General features: G+C 38.1%; 14 protein-coding genes. 9 read left to right on the top strand and 5 right to left on the bottom strand.

Going from position 1 to position 14,877, the window contains the following annotated elements; translation table 11 throughout:
• The first annotated feature begins 79 nt into the window (after positions 1-79).
• The 4 genes from glgB to PO903_RS17955 all read left to right on the top strand — a co-directional run bounded on the left by glgB (position 80) and on the right by PO903_RS17955 (position 7,327).
• On the top strand, positions 80-2,002 hold the full coding sequence (glgB, locus tag PO903_RS17970; RefSeq protein WP_069325951.1) for a 1,4-alpha-glucan branching protein GlgB: 1,923 nt from the start codon (positions 80-82) through the stop codon (positions 2,000-2,002).
• A gap of 16 nt (positions 2,003-2,018) precedes the next feature.
• On the top strand, positions 2,019-3,452 hold the full coding sequence (glgA, locus tag PO903_RS17965; RefSeq protein WP_069325950.1) for a glycogen synthase GlgA: 1,434 nt from the start codon (positions 2,019-2,021) through the stop codon (positions 3,450-3,452).
• Positions 3,453-3,680: 228 nt separating this feature from the next.
• Positions 3,681-4,520 (top strand): hypothetical protein, encoded by an 840-nt coding sequence (locus PO903_RS17960; protein WP_273594184.1) that lies wholly within the window; start codon positions 3,681-3,683, stop codon positions 4,518-4,520.
• A 56-nt stretch (positions 4,521-4,576) separates the two neighbouring features.
• The gene (locus tag PO903_RS17955) at positions 4,577-7,327 is read left to right on the top strand and encodes a PAS domain-containing hybrid sensor histidine kinase/response regulator (protein WP_273594183.1); all 2,751 of its coding nucleotides are present in this window, start codon (positions 4,577-4,579) and stop codon (positions 7,325-7,327) included.
• Between the two features lie 47 nt (positions 7,328-7,374).
• Here the strand turns inward: PO903_RS17955 and PO903_RS17950 are convergent, their stop codons facing one another.
• Positions 7,375-8,268, bottom strand: coding sequence for a helix-turn-helix domain-containing protein (locus PO903_RS17950; RefSeq protein WP_273594182.1), 894 nt, complete (start codon positions 8,266-8,268; stop codon positions 7,375-7,377).
• Between the two features lie 154 nt (positions 8,269-8,422).
• Here PO903_RS17950 and PO903_RS17945 point away from each other — a divergent pair, with 154 nt between their 5' ends.
• From PO903_RS17945 to PO903_RS17935, 3 genes are all read left to right on the top strand, one after another.
• Entirely contained in the window at positions 8,423-8,782 is a 360-nt protein-coding gene (locus PO903_RS17945; RefSeq protein WP_273594181.1) for a YybH family protein, read from the top strand.
• A 129-nt stretch (positions 8,783-8,911) separates the two neighbouring features.
• On the top strand, positions 8,912-9,400 hold the full coding sequence (locus tag PO903_RS17940) for an ester cyclase (RefSeq protein ID WP_273594682.1): 489 nt from the start codon (positions 8,912-8,914) through the stop codon (positions 9,398-9,400).
• A 190-nt stretch (positions 9,401-9,590) separates the two neighbouring features.
• Positions 9,591-9,872, top strand: a complete 282-nt coding sequence (locus tag PO903_RS17935; RefSeq protein ID WP_273594180.1) for a hypothetical protein — start codon at positions 9,591-9,593, stop codon at positions 9,870-9,872.
• 20 nt (positions 9,873-9,892) lie between these two features.
• Here PO903_RS17935 and PO903_RS17930 read toward each other — a convergent pair whose 3' ends face one another.
• On the bottom strand, positions 9,893-10,159 hold the full coding sequence (locus PO903_RS17930) for a hypothetical protein (protein WP_273594179.1): 267 nt from the start codon (positions 10,157-10,159) through the stop codon (positions 9,893-9,895).
• A gap of 20 nt (positions 10,160-10,179) precedes the next feature.
• The gene (locus tag PO903_RS17925; protein ID WP_137221590.1) at positions 10,180-10,359 is read right to left on the bottom strand and encodes a hypothetical protein; all 180 of its coding nucleotides are present in this window, start codon (positions 10,357-10,359) and stop codon (positions 10,180-10,182) included.
• Between the two features lie 251 nt (positions 10,360-10,610).
• Between PO903_RS17925 and PO903_RS17920 the strand changes: the two genes are divergently transcribed.
• Together PO903_RS17920 and PO903_RS17915 are read left to right on the top strand one after the other, a co-directional pair.
• Positions 10,611-11,615 carry a hypothetical protein gene (locus PO903_RS17920; RefSeq protein ID WP_137221592.1) on the top strand — a complete coding sequence of 335 codons (1,005 nt, stop codon included), beginning with the start codon at positions 10,611-10,613 and terminating at the stop codon, positions 11,613-11,615.
• Between the two features lie 297 nt (positions 11,616-11,912).
• A complete protein-coding gene (locus tag PO903_RS17915; RefSeq protein WP_069328160.1) occupies positions 11,913-12,875 on the top strand; it encodes an ABC transporter substrate-binding protein in 963 nt (320 codons plus the stop codon).
• A 231-nt stretch (positions 12,876-13,106) separates the two neighbouring features.
• On the opposite strand, the gene PO903_RS17910 is transcribed toward PO903_RS17915, so the two are convergent.
• Positions 13,107-13,937, bottom strand: coding sequence for a carbohydrate ABC transporter permease (locus PO903_RS17910; protein ID WP_069328159.1), 831 nt, complete (start codon positions 13,935-13,937; stop codon positions 13,107-13,109).
• Positions 13,937-14,821: a carbohydrate ABC transporter permease gene (locus PO903_RS17905; RefSeq protein ID WP_206665599.1), complete on the bottom strand. Its 885-nt coding sequence runs from the start codon at positions 14,819-14,821 to the stop codon at positions 13,937-13,939. Before PO903_RS17905 ends, PO903_RS17910 begins: the two co-directional genes overlap by 1 nt.
• Positions 14,822-14,877 lie beyond the last annotated feature (56 nt).

Here is a 14,877-nt window from a genome sequence, read left to right as displayed (position 1 = left end):
AATAAACTAGAATAGAAGTAGAAGATATAAAATAATGTAAAAAATAAACATACATCTACTATGTAGCGGGGGTGATTTTTTGAGTCAAAAACGAACAGTTTATGGAGAACCAACTCCTGAGGAACTTTATCTTTTTCATGAAGGCACAAATTATCATACGTATCGTCACTTTGGGTCTCATGTGACGTCAGAAAATGGTGAGTCTGGTGTACGCTTTACGGTATGGGCACCTGATGCCATACATGTCGGAGTCGCAGCAGACTGGAACAATTGGGATGGCGAACATCATCCATTACATAAGCTTCCCAACTCAGGAGTATGGACAGGATTTCTGCCGAATGTTCATGAAGGCAGTTTGTATAAATATCATATTACTCCATCTAATGGGGTGCCTTTTCTTAAAGCTGATCCGTATGCGCATTATGCTGAAGTTCGACCAGCGACAGCTTCTGTTGTTTCTTCATTAGCAGGATATACATGGAATGATGCGGTATGGAGACGCAAACGTCGCGCACCTTATCGTAAACCACTTAATATTTATGAAATGCATTTTGGAACATGGAAACAAAAAGAAGATGGGAGCTTTTATACCTATCGTGAGTTGGCAGATATCTTAATTCCTTATTTGGTAGATATGGGATATACGCATTTGGAATTGATGCCATTAACTGAACATCCGTATGATCTATCATGGGGTTATCAAAGTACTGGCTATTTTGCACCAACCAGTCGTTATGGAACGCCACAGGAATTAATGTATTTTGTAGATGCTTGTCACCAAGCGAATATCGGTGTGATCTTAGACTGGGTTCCAGGACATTTCACCAAAGACGCACATGGTCTGAGAATGTTTGATGGTACACCACTATATGAATATGCTGACCCAGATCGAGCTGAAAAGATCGGATGGGGTACGTTATCATTTGACTTTGGTAAGCCAGAAGTTCGTTCTTTTCTAATATCGAGTGCCTTATATTGGATGGAAATGTTCCATTTTGATGGTCTGCGTGTCGATGCAGTCACCAGTATGATTCGACTTGATTTTGGTAGAGAAACGGTTGGAGGCTGGAAGCCGAACGAACAAGGTGGAGCCGAAAATAAAGAAGCGATCTCGTTTTTGCAACAGCTCAACAAAACGATTTTTCAATATTACCCTCATGCTCTGATGATGGCAGAAGAATCCAGTGCGTGGCCGGGTGTGACGAAGCCTGCACATGAAAATGGGCTTGGATTTAACTATAAATGGAGTATGGGTTGGATGAACGATACGCTAGACTATGTCGAATCAGACTTCGACCAGCGCCCTAGTAAACATAATCTGTTAACGTTCCCGATCACCTATGCATTTGCAGAAAATTCCACGTTACCTCTTTCTCATGATGAAGTGGTGCATGGTAAGAAGTCGCTACTTGATAAAATGCCGGGTAGCTATGAGCAGAAGTTTGCAGGACTACGTCTGTTACTGGCTTATCAGATGACCCATCCGGGTAAAAAGTTATTATTTATGGGTGGCGAATTTGGGCAATTTATCGAATGGAAAGATCAAGATCAGTTGGATTGGTTACTGCTTGAATACGATATGCATCAGAAAATGAAAAGTTACACACGCGAGCTAAATCATCTGTATCTACAATTACCTGCTTTGTGGGAACAAGATCATGAGTGGGAAGGGTATGAATGGTTAAATGCAGACGATGCTGCACGTAGTGTGATTACGTATATGCGTAAAGGTAAGAAAACTAACGATACACTGATTATTGCGATCAATTTCCAACCGATTCCACAAGTGAATTACCGTGTAGGTGTACCGAAAGCAGGAACATATGAAGAGATATGGAATAGTGATGAGCCTCGCTTTGGCGGAACAGGTGGACGAACAGAATCATTAGTCTTTTCTGAAAAAGAACCGTTCCATCAGCAAGAGCAAAGTATAGAAATCACTTTACCACCACTTAGTGTGCTTATATTAAAGCGTCGCACTTCCAATAGACGCAAATCATAGAAGGAGGACATAAACGATGAATATTTTATTTGCAGCAGCAGAAGCGAATCCTTTTATCAAAACAGGAGGTCTTGCTGACGTTATTGGCGCATTGCCTCAAGCTCTTCAAAAAGAAGGGGCAGATGTACGGATCGTATTACCCTTTTATAAAAGTATCCCTGCACCCATTCGTGAAAAGTCTGTCTTATTGAAAGTGATTCAAGTACAAGTGGGATGGCGTAGTCAATATTGCGGTATTATGCAATATATCGAAAATGGTGTGACCGTATATATGATCGATAATGAGTATTATTTTGGACGTGATGGGATCTACGGGTATGGAGATGATGGAGAGCGTTTTGCTTTCTTTAACCGTGCTGTGTTAGATATTTTACCAGTGATCGAATTCCAACCTGATATTATTCATGCTCATGATTGGCATACAGGCATGGTACCGATGTTGCTTAAAGCACAATACCGTTATAACCCGTTCTATGCAGATATCCATAGCGTATTTACGATTCATAATCTGCTATATCAAGGTATTTTCCCTTATTCTGTATTGGGTGATTTACTTGGCATGGATGATCGTTATTTCCAATCTGAAGGAATCGAATATCATGGTAATGTAAGCTTTATGAAAGGTGGAATCGTGTTCGCTGATCAAGTGACTACGGTAAGCCCAACCTATGCAGAAGAAATCAAAATGCCTTATTATGGCTATGGATTAGAAGGATTGTTAGGCTCACTCGGTGATCGCTTGCACGGGATTGTGAATGGAATTGATACGAAGAGTTATAATCCAGCAACAGATACGTATCTAACCAGTAATTATCGTAGTGCAACAGCGAAGCGTACAGCTAATAAGTTGGCATTACAAGAAGAATTAGGATTACCAATTGATGCTAAAATCCCTATGATTTCTATGGTTACTCGCTTGGCTGAATCGAAAGGATTAGATCTCGTCACTCGTGTACTTGATGAACTATTATATTATGATGATGTACAGTTTGTTATTTTGGGGACAGGTGAGCAAGAATACGAAGATTGGTTCCGTGAAGCGCTGTCTCGTCACTCTACTAAGCTTGCGGCAGAGATTAGATTCAGTGAAGGCGTAGCACGCCGTTTCTATGCAGGTAGTGATATGTTCTTGATGCCTTCCAAATTTGAGCCTTGCGGGATCAGTCAATTGTTAGCGATGCGTTATGGTAGTATTCCAATTGTTCGTGAAACCGGTGGATTGAATGATACGGTACAATCGTATAACGAATTTACAGGCGAAGGTACAGGATTTACATTTGCTGCTTACAATGCACATGATATGTTATTCACTATTCGTCGTGCATTATCTATTTATAATCAACCTAAAGAGTGGAAAAAAGTTGTGAAAAATGCGATCACTGGCGAATATAGCTGGCAGGTATCTGCGCAAGAATATCTAGAAGTGTATCGTAAAGCATCTGAATCTTAAGGTCGTATAATGATTCAAAATAGTAGGTTAAGCTCAATGAGTGAAGCCAGAAAAGGCTACCCGCAAAATAAACGATAACGGGTAGCCTTTTCTTATTTTGTATAGGATGATTTGGTTATAACGTGCATTATCTATATGGATAAATCAATCAAGAGGTAGAGATGATTCTTGCTTTTGATTAAGTTATCGATGAGATACTCTAAATAACAGTAAAAGGTGGAAATACATATGCTTAGTCTAACCAGTACAAAATGGGAACTTCTCCACGGGCCGTATGGTAACGGTGGACATATTCCTTCACTTATCACATCATTACAACAACATTATGATCAAGAGCAAGCAAACGAATTATATTATGAAGAGTTATATCATCAGAACACAATTTATCCTAGTACGTACGTATCGGTTCCGTATTTGGTACAGATGGCACTGGAAGCTTCTGATCTTCAGACTCAACTGGATATTTATATTGTATGTGGAATGTTTGAAGCGTGGAATGAATTGCCTATAGGTGAAGACACTCATGAACCATCTAAAGAGTGGTATGATTATTTTACAGATTTAGATACTGAAGAAGTAGTGGATGTATACCGATCGTATCAACAATCAATGCAAAGATTAGATTCCGTTCTAAACAAAAATAGGACACAGATCCATCAGGTTGAAGAGAGTGAAAAGATTCATCTTTTATCTGCTACAGCTGCTTTGCAAGGATACCGACATTGGGCGAAATGTTTTCTTATGTACAGTGATGGTGAAGAATACATAGGTGCATGTCCTAATTGTGATCAAGATCTCTATATATGGACCGATCAAAATAGTGAACTCACCGAATGGCGAGCTTATCCTACAGATCCAGTGATGAATATAGAAGCAAACTATCAAAAAATACGACCGGATGCGGAATATCAGAACCAAGAGGATCTGAAATGGTTATATACGTATATGACTTCATTGCAAATGACATATCGGGTAACCCAGCTAGCTTATTTAGGAGGAAAAGTGAATTGTCCTCACTGTTCTGACGATATATCTATAAGAGAAGCTTTATTAAAAAATATCTTCTAAATCGATTATTATATTAGGCTACAGCATTGCTCAACATAAGGGAGCGTTAGGCAGATATGAGTGAAGTAACCATAAGCAAAGAAGTATACCAACGATTACTATCGAATGAAAAGCATTATCAAAATATTATGGATTATTCTAACGATATGATTAGTCGTCATCAGATCAATACAGCATCTACCTATTTGTCAGTATCTGATGCAGCATATACATTAACAGGCTATACCCCAGAAGAATTGCTAGGAACCAGTGGATATCTCTATATACATCCAGAAGATGCTCCTCAAGTTATTGAATATATTAATGTCAGTCTGATTATGAATCATCATGTAACGATTGTATACCGGATTTTGCGCAAAGACGGTTCGTTTTTCTGGGCAGAATCGGCTTGTCATTATTTGTACGATGAACAAGGTCGCAAAAAAGAAGTGCTATCTATTACTCGTGATATCACAGAACGTAAATTGATTGAAGAACAATTGCAATACAGCGAGTGGCAAATGCGTCTTATTACAGATCATACATCTGATTTGATTTCTAGGCATGTAGCCAATAGTGACGTGACATACTTATATGCTTCACCCGCCTGTAAAACATTGCTTGGTTATACCCCAGAAGAAATGTTGGGTAAAAATGGACTAAGTTATGTACATGAAGATGATGTAGAGAAAGTACGTAACTACTTAACAGCCGTTCAATATGTGCAATCCGATCCAGAAGCGGTTATTTTCCGTTTTAAACGTAAAGATGGAACGTATATGTGGTCTGAAACGACTTGTCGGTATACGTATGATGAGCAAGGCGAATTGGAATATCTGGTAGCTGTCTCGAGGGATATTACCGAACGACGTGAACAAGAAAAAAGACTGCGTGAAAGCGAAAGTCGTTACAAATCGTTATTTGAACATAATCCTACAGGTATTAATGCTTTAAGTATAGATGGCACTTATTTGGCTATGAATAAAAGCATGGAGGATCTTCTAGGTTATACGAATGAAGATTTGAAAAATAAACCTTTTGAACCTGTGGCTCATCCTGACGATCTAGCTAGAACCAATTATCATTTTGAATTAGCCAAAAAAGGTGAGACACAGACGTACGAAATACGCACTTTTCACAAAGATGGTCATATTATTGAAGTTCATGTTACGAATGTACCGATTTATGTAGAAAATGAAGTGGTTGGTGTGTATGGGATTATTAATGATATTACCGAGCGTAATCAGTATTTAGCTAAAATAAAAAATTTAAGTAATCAGCAAGAGCTTATTTTAAATTCAGTATCTGAAGGGATATTCGGCGTCGATCTGGAAGGCAATACAACGTTTATTAATCCAGCCGGATCAGCAATGTTAGGGTACGATGTCAATCTCATGATGAATGAATATCATTTGAAGCAGATCGAGCAAAGTCAGCCAGATGGAAGCCCAGCGCTGGCGGGAGATACCCCGATTATGCGTTCTCTGTCAGATGGACAACCTCTTTACCGTGAGGAAGCCGTATTATGGAGACAAGATAATTCAAGCTTCTTAGCTTCATACCGTGTGACTCCTATTATTGATAATGGGGAACGTGTAGGTGCAGTAATTGTTTTTCGAGATCGTACGGAAGAGAATGAAGTGATTCGAGCACGTGAGATTGCTGAACAAGCAGATCGTGCAAAATCTGAATTCTTGGCAATTATTAGTCATGAATTACGTACGCCAATGAACGGTATGATCGGTATGATTGAGTTGTTGTTCGATACGTTAGAGACACAAGAACAACGGGAATATGCTGAGATTATTATAGATAGCAACAATGCATTATTGAAAATTCTAAACGAGTTGTTAGACTTTAGTAAAATCGAAGCTGGACGTATGGAGCTAGAGTATGGTGAGGTCAATATTCAGCATTTACTCGATCAAGTGACGGATATTTTTGTTACACCGGTACAGGAAAAGAAACTGTTCATTAATACACATATCGATCCCAAGTTACCTTCTTATATTATTGGAGATGAAGATCGATTACGACAGGTTCTGATCAATTTAGTCGGAAATGCTGTTAAATTTACAGAGCATGGTGGTGTATTGATTTCTGCTCATCTGAAGCCACAAGTTGATGCGCAATCGATTGTTATAGAATTTTCTATTCAGGATACAGGGCACGGTATACCGGAAGATCAACAAGCCAAGTTATTCCAACCGTTCTCTCAGATCGGGACAGCGACCAATCGTAGGTATGGCGGAACCGGTCTAGGATTATCTATTTGCAAAAAGATTATTGAATTGATGGGCGGTTCTATTCGGGTTGAAAGTAATTCTAATCGAGGAGCTACTTTTGCATTTACACTAACATTAAATGCAGCCGATTATCCTGAAATCGATATGACTGCACAACAAATAGCTGCGCAGCCATCGGTACCGACTTCATTATACGGTCCTTTACGTATCTTGGTAGCTGAAGACAATGCAACCAATCAGAAAGTATTGTTAACCATATTAAGCAAGCGAGGGTATCAGGCAGACCTTGTAGAGAATGGGGCAGCAGCCGTAGAAGCGACCAGTCGTAAAATATATGATTTGATATTTATGGATGTGAATATGCCGATTATGGATGGTATGGAGGCAACACGTCGTATTCGTCAGCAACATCAATCTTCACCGATTATTGTAGCGGTGACTGCATTTGCTCGCAAAGAAGAACAGTTATTATGTATGGAAAGTGGAATGCAGGACTTTGTATCTAAGCCACTTCGGATCACGGATATTGAAGCACAGTTAGAAAAGTGGTCAGAGTATATTCGTACGCATGATAGAAAATAATATAACCTAAACAAAAAAACTCTCTTAACGCTAGAGAGTTTTTTTGTTTACCATTCTATGGCTTGTTCTCGAAAATCAGAAGGCGTATATCCTGTTTCTCTTTTGAAAAATTTACTGAAATGTGTTGCTTCTTTGAAGTTAAGATATTCTGAAATGTGGCTGACCGATTGATCGGTATGCACAAGTAATCGCTTCGCTTCTAAGATCATTCGAGCAGAAATAAAAGCTTTGGCAGTCATTCCGGTTGCTTCTATAGAAGCTCTGGTTAATGTTTTTTCAGTACAATTTAAATAGTGCGCATACTCGCTAACATGACTCCATTCAGCGAAATGTGTCTCGACAAGCTTATGGAAATGAATAAAACGTTGTGATAATTGAGTATAGGTTATGGGAAGAGTATTTTTGTGCAAAATATGAAGCCAAGTCATCAAGGTATAAAGTTGATAACGTAATAACATATGGACATCTTCGGTAGGTTCTGAGATTAGAGAATCTTCGATCATTCTAGCAATCGAATAAACAGCTCGATCTAATTCTGTATTAGTTAGCGTTAGCACTTTGGGTAGTCTTTCAATATCAAAAGCTAGCTTGTGTTCATTTAAAGTTGAAGACCTAGGTATAAGAAACTCGGAACGAAATAAAATAATCCAACCCTCCCAATTTTCATCTTTTCCAAAGTTATGAACCTGATTAGGAGAGACTACAAACAGAGTTCCTGATTTACACAAAACGGGTTCAAAATCAATAGATTGAGTACATTCCCCTTGAGTCACGCAAATAACCATATAGAATTTGTATCTATGATTAATATCTATTCTTCCTTCAGGTGTACGCTTTTTTAATTCGGAAAAACTGAAAATTTCTAAGTCGTATAAATAAGGCGAAGGTGGATTATATCCTAGAGCTTCTATTTTAACATCATGATTTAGTTGAACATTCATAGTATATATTTCCTTTCAGTGAGAAGTTGTATAAAAATATAATGTCCATTTTATATCTTTTTTAGTCCTGATATAGCCTTTATTTCATATCCTAAATTACCTAAAATGATCATATAACATCTTATCAATATAACATAGAAAAGGAGTTTGAAAAATGAATACGATGAACCACAACGAAATTGCTGAAATTGTTATGGATATCGAACGCGCAAATAATGAGCGTTGGAATCAAGGGGATTGTTATGGTTATCTCGATAGTTATAGTGACGATATCAGTTACTTTGATCCCATTACTGCAAAACTGCTCGTCGGTAAAGTAGCTGTAGAAAAGCATATTTTGACACATTATAAAAATCCAAATATTATTCAAAGCGAATATATAGATCCAAATGTAGCTATTAGTGAAGCTGGTGATCTCGCTGTACTCAGTTACAATTTACGCAATTTTATAGTAGGAGAACATGGAGAAGAACAACTTCAGACTTTTTGGAACTCAACAGCCGTTTTTCGCTAGATCAATGGCAAGTGGCGCACAGTCAATGCCCACTGGTCTTTCGTCCAACATCCAGGAATTATGTCGAGACTGGTACATATAGCATATGTCCGATAAAAATATACAAAATGAGATGTCTACAAGTTGGATATGAATGATATAAGTACATCTATCGATTTTCTAAAAATAAAACTGGGTTTATTAGAAAGGAATTTGATTATGACAATAGAAAACAATAAATATCAGATGAAGAGATTTACGGATTTCATTAATACAGCTGACTCAAAGCTCGCTGAAGAGCTTATCGCATCAGATGCAATATTCTACAGTCCTGGAAAAGATGATCCGATGATAGGACCAAGGGGTTACCTCGCAGTCATCGATATGATGCGAGGTGGCTTTCCAGATATTCAATGGACATTGGAAGAGACAGTAGCAGAAGAAGAAATGGTAGCAGCACGCTTCACCATGAGAGGCACACACTCAGGTGATTTTTATGGTTTTCCAGCCACAAACAAGAAGATACAAGTTCAAGCAATGAATTTCTATAAATTTTCTGAAGGGAAAATTGTTAAGGAGTACGGTCAACCCGACTTGCTTGGATTGCTTCAACAAATAGGAGCTGGACCGAAGGGTTAAAAGCGTGTGTTCTAATATAAGCATTACTATAGAAATAGCCGTTAGAAATTGGCGGCTTTTTCTATACTATGTTATTTTAATACTGAAAGTAACATTGAAATAGATTATAAGGGTGTAAACAGATACACAAATATTTTTAAAAAGTTGAAAAGCAAATCAGAACAACGACGAGGAGAAAGAGGTGAAATCAATGAGTATTTATTCTTCAAATCATCATAAAATGAAATGGCTACGAAATGGTATTGTGAGTGTAATGGTCATTGGATTATTAGGGGGTGTGTTTACAATAGGAACAGCTCGAAGTGAGACGAGTATCCAAAGTCCATCTGCATCCAATTACCATCCTTCGTATTTTGTAATAGCTAACCCTGCGCTAGTCATAGCAGTGGTTACAGGAGCTAGTATTGGAATAACTCTAGGTATACCACTTACTGCGAAATTGTATGCTAATGTGCTGCGTGCTATTCAATAAATTATTATGTAACGATCCAATTATGATTGCTTATATATAAAACCAATATAAGCTAATCCGGCTAAACAAACCAAACATCCAAGAATCGCTAAGATTCGTTGAAATGGATTGTATTTTTGCGGATCAATCGTAGAAAATTCTATAACTTGTGTTAACGTCAGCACAAAGTAGGCAAAAGCGGCTAAAGCTAATAAACCAATCGATTGTGGATAAATTAATCTCATTAGTAAGCTAAGTACAGCTACAATAGGGCAAGTCACAAAGATAATTTTAAATAGTCGCGTCATCATCGATGCTCCATTTCCTATTATTTAGAATTCGCAGAGGTAGAACGTAATATGAAAAAAGTAGCTAAAGACATACATAATATACCACCAAACCAACCTATTGTCGGTGCATAGACAAACATATTTTTACTGTACATCCCCAAAAGAATCAAACATATACCTGCTAAAATGAGGGCAATTGCTTTACGTTGTAACAACATAGGATTCATCTTCCTTCCATAAGTAGTCAATAGCAATAATTTAATATTATCAAAAAAAGATAATAATTACTAAATCCCTACGATTATAATGGATAGATGATTTAACATTTAAAGTGTGTTTTTTGCTATCTGACTCGTTTTCTTATAAAATAGTCACGGTAATGATGAATGTCATTATCCTGAAAGATAACGAATCGTGTTAAAGTAGGCAAGCATTACGCTATATTTACACAACAGAGAGGAATGTACGCATGAAAAAAGTAAAGACATTACGAACGATGAGCATCATGCTCATGTTAGGAGCATCGCTCACAGCTGTACATACAGCTTCTGCTGATCCGTTGAAAGTCGATAATGCTTTTTTTGAAAAACAAAAGCAAGTCGTGATGGATCAGACGGTAACTAATTCCAGTAATGATGCTAGTGCATCCAAAGAAGTGCAGAAGCTTGAAAATGCGGATTATTTGTATATGAGTACAGATGGTCAGGTGTATAGTTCCAAACGTGGCTATCTAGGAGCCGCTAAAAAAGATGATGATATTGAAGCTTCGCGTGTTGGCGATCAACCAAGTCCACCGATTAGTGGTAATGGCCCTGCGGTCAAAGATGTAAATGGTGGTACCACAGGAGCTTTTGAACGCAAGCAATTGGCGTACTCTGGCTTTGACAGTATTACATCAGACATTACACTTCCTAAAGTAAGTGGTCTAGGTGCAGGCGAACAGCCATGGGTTTATTATGGATTTGATTCTGATAATGCTTCAATAGAAGCTGGATATGCTTATCAGACAGGTACATTTAGATGGTTGCCGTATATTCGCTCCAATGGATTTTACTATGCTGATTCCGCATACCAGAAGTATGATGGTAACCGGATCAATAGCGTACAGTTCTATTTAGCCAAAACAGCAACATCGGATACGTATTACAATGCATATATGGTCGTGGGTGGCACCCAAGTCACGATTGCGCCTACAAAATTCACGGATAGTGATGCAAATTCGACTTCAGTGAAAAAAGTAACTTCGATTGCCAAGAAAGCTTTTGACGGTACCAATATCGAAGGTCGTACAATGAATCAACGTTATGATAATGTACAAGTGTCTTTATTTTATCAAGACCAGGCTTATCCATGGACACAATATCCAGAGTCTAGCGACTTTAGAAACAACAAATGGTATGGAACGATCGACAATCCAATCTCCTATGTACACCGTGATTGGGATAGTACCTCGATTTATAAAGATACCAACTAAGTTAAAGCTATAACGCTATGTATGATAGAAGTAGATTGACTATTTCTATACTAAGCATGCCTACGCTATCAAGTAGAAGGAAGCCGATCTGTATTAGTCGGCTTCCTTTTTGCAGTTTTTACAGTTGTATCTCACAAATGCTTAAAGAATTTGAATATATGCAATGCTTTGTTTCATGAATTTACATTACATGTTTACTTTAAAGGAACAACGTATTATAATAGCAAACGTTGAGAATAATTATCATTATCACAAAAATACAAAAGATAATGGTACGGATATGAAGGAGACAGGAACATGATACTGAAAAAATTAACAAAAACGATATTGACAGTGGGTGCGATTACAGCAATTTTGGCAGGTTGCGGAAATACCAGTACAGCGAATCAGACAGTAGCAACGACAACGAATAACGCCAATGCGATTACGATTCAAGATACGATAGGAACAACAACATTGCCTGCACCTGCTCAAAAAGTAGTGGCGTTGGAATGGTCATTTGCAGATGATCTACTGGCACTTGGTGTTACACCGATCGGAATTGCTGATGATGATAAGCCAGAAGCAATGACCAAATTAGCAGGTAAAGCATTTGACTATATGCCTTTAGGAAAACGTGAGACACCAGACTTAGAAAAAATTACTGAAGCTTCACCTGATCTGATTATTGCAGATAGTGATCGTCATACGAAGATCAAAGAGCAATTGGATCAGATTGCACCTACGATTGTATTGAACAGTCGTAAAGGTTCTTATGCTGAAAGTATTGATGATTTCAAAGTAATTGCCAAAGCAGTCGGCAAAGAAAAAGAAGCAGACGCACGAGTGAAGCAACATGATCAGATTATGGCTGATCTGAAAAAACAAGTAGAAGCTATGGGTAGCAAAAAAGTATTGATCGGTGTAGCACGTAAAGATGGATTCGATGTTCATACATCCGATTCTTATGCCGGACAAGTTATGACAGAAATGGGCTTCCAAAATGCTATCTCTAATACAGATGAGCCTTATGTTGAACTAAGTCTAGAGACGTTAACTACGCTTGATCCTGATATTATTTTTATTGCAACCGATGATTCTGAAGCTATCACCAACAAGTGGAAAGAAACACCTGTTTGGAAAAACTTGAAAGCAGCTAAAAACAATCAAGTCTTTATGGTAGATCGTGATATCTGGACTCGCTTCCGTGGGATTACTCCTGCTGAGAAAATTGGACAAAATGCACTGGATTTTATAAACGGTAAAGTGAAAAGCCAGTAATTTAGCATATTTGATTAATAAGAATATTCATTGGATTGAAGTATCAGATCAATTCAGATTATAAAATGATCTATTAGATGGATTGTTCATAAGTAGATTGATAGATACACCAGAAAGGGAGATATCGAGCAGCCTATGTGCGCTCGATACCTCCCTTTTTTATTTAACGAATGACTTCTTTTGGATAAGCATTGGAGAAGTATTTATTGATATCTATCTATGGTTAGCAAATCAACCTTTTACTGCACCTGCGACTACGCCTCTAACAATATACTTTTGTAATAATACAAATACAATAATCGAAGGTAACACCGCCATAACCATAGCTGTCATCGCATATTGCCAATCCGATGTATATTGTCCGACAAACGTATAAGCAGCAAGAGTTAGCGTTTTGGTGGCAGGGGAACCATTCACCATCAATAACGGTAACAGAAAGTCATTCCAGATCCACATCACATCAATAATAATAATAGTGGTGGTCACCGATTGGAGTAGAGGGAAGATGACTAAGAAAAATAGCTTAAATCCAGAAGCGCCATCAATCGTAGCACTCTCATCAATTTCGCGAGGAATCCCTTTAACAAATCCATGATAAATAAAGATAGCAAGGGGTGCACCGAATCCCCAGTATAGAATGCCTAATCCCCATGTGCTGTCTGATAAATGAAGACTTTTGGCTAATTGCAATACAGTTAGCATGATCGACTGAAACGGAATCAACATAGGCACAATACAGAGCAGATAGATGGTATTGCTCCACTTGGAATTGGTACGCGATAATTTGTAAGCAGCTACAGACGAGAACAAAATAATCCCGACCAGACCAATCACAGTAATAATAGTGTTATTGATAAATAAGCGAGGGTAATTGATATATTTCCATACATACGCATAGTTATCTAAATTAAATTGTTGAGGCATAGCAATCACATCGCTCATCACTTCGGAAAAGCTTTTGAACGAGTTAATAATCGCTAGAATAAGCGGATATAAGAACAAAAGTGACAGTATAATCATCACAATTTCAAGAATAATACGACCTGTTTTGGCAGATGTCATCAGGCTTCAACCTCCCTGCGTTTGAAGATACCGAGTTGAATAAATGTGATTACAAGTACAGCTATAAATAAGACAAGTGCTTTGGCTGTGCCATAGCCGTATAGATTATTTTGGAACGTATCTCGATAAATATCATAAGCGACACTGTATGTGGTTCCACCAGGTCCACCGCCGGTCAATGAAAGGATCACATCGAATACTTTGATCGAGTTTGTGAGCGCCATAAAGACCGATATCGTAATCGATGGAGCGAGTAGAGGTAATGTAATACTGAAAAATTTGCGGAAAGCACCTGCACCATCAACAGTTGCTGCTTCTTTGAGGTCTTCGGGTACTGCTTGTAAGCCTGCAATATAGATCACCATATAAAATCCGACCGATTGCCAGATTGATACTCCCAGAATCGAGATAAAGGCAAGCCCGGGTTCACCTAACCAGCTCATCGCAAAAATACCCCAGCCTGTCGTAGCTCCAAGCGATTCAAATCCTTGCATGAAAATAAATTTCCAGATAAAGCCGACAATCACCAGACTCAAAATATAAGGCACAAAAAATGCTGCCCGTAGCCATGTGGTTGAACGTAATTTCATATCTAGAATTAACGCCAGTACAATCGCTAACACATTAACCAGTACAATATAAAGCACCATATATTTGATGGTGAACCATGCTGCACTGCTAAAGTTCGCATCGCCTGTAAAAATCCGCTCAAAATTATCGAGTCCGACAAATTTAGGATGCTTGGCGATGCCATTCCATTTGGTCAATGAATAACGTACGGTCATTACGAATGGAATATAAAAAGCAACTGCAATACAGATCAGCACAGGTAAAGTAAAAATACCAAATTGCAATCGATCAGACCATTTTCGCCCCATTTTCATTCTCTATACCTCTTTCCTAAAAATAATATCCGATATCGTATTCTAGAATAAAGCGG

It is taken from the genome of Paenibacillus sp. PK4536 (genome assembly GCF_028594455.2).
Classification (GTDB): domain Bacteria; phylum Bacillota; class Bacilli; order Paenibacillales; family Paenibacillaceae; genus Saccharibacillus; species Saccharibacillus nuruki.
This window is presented reverse-complemented; position numbering and strand designations above follow the sequence as displayed.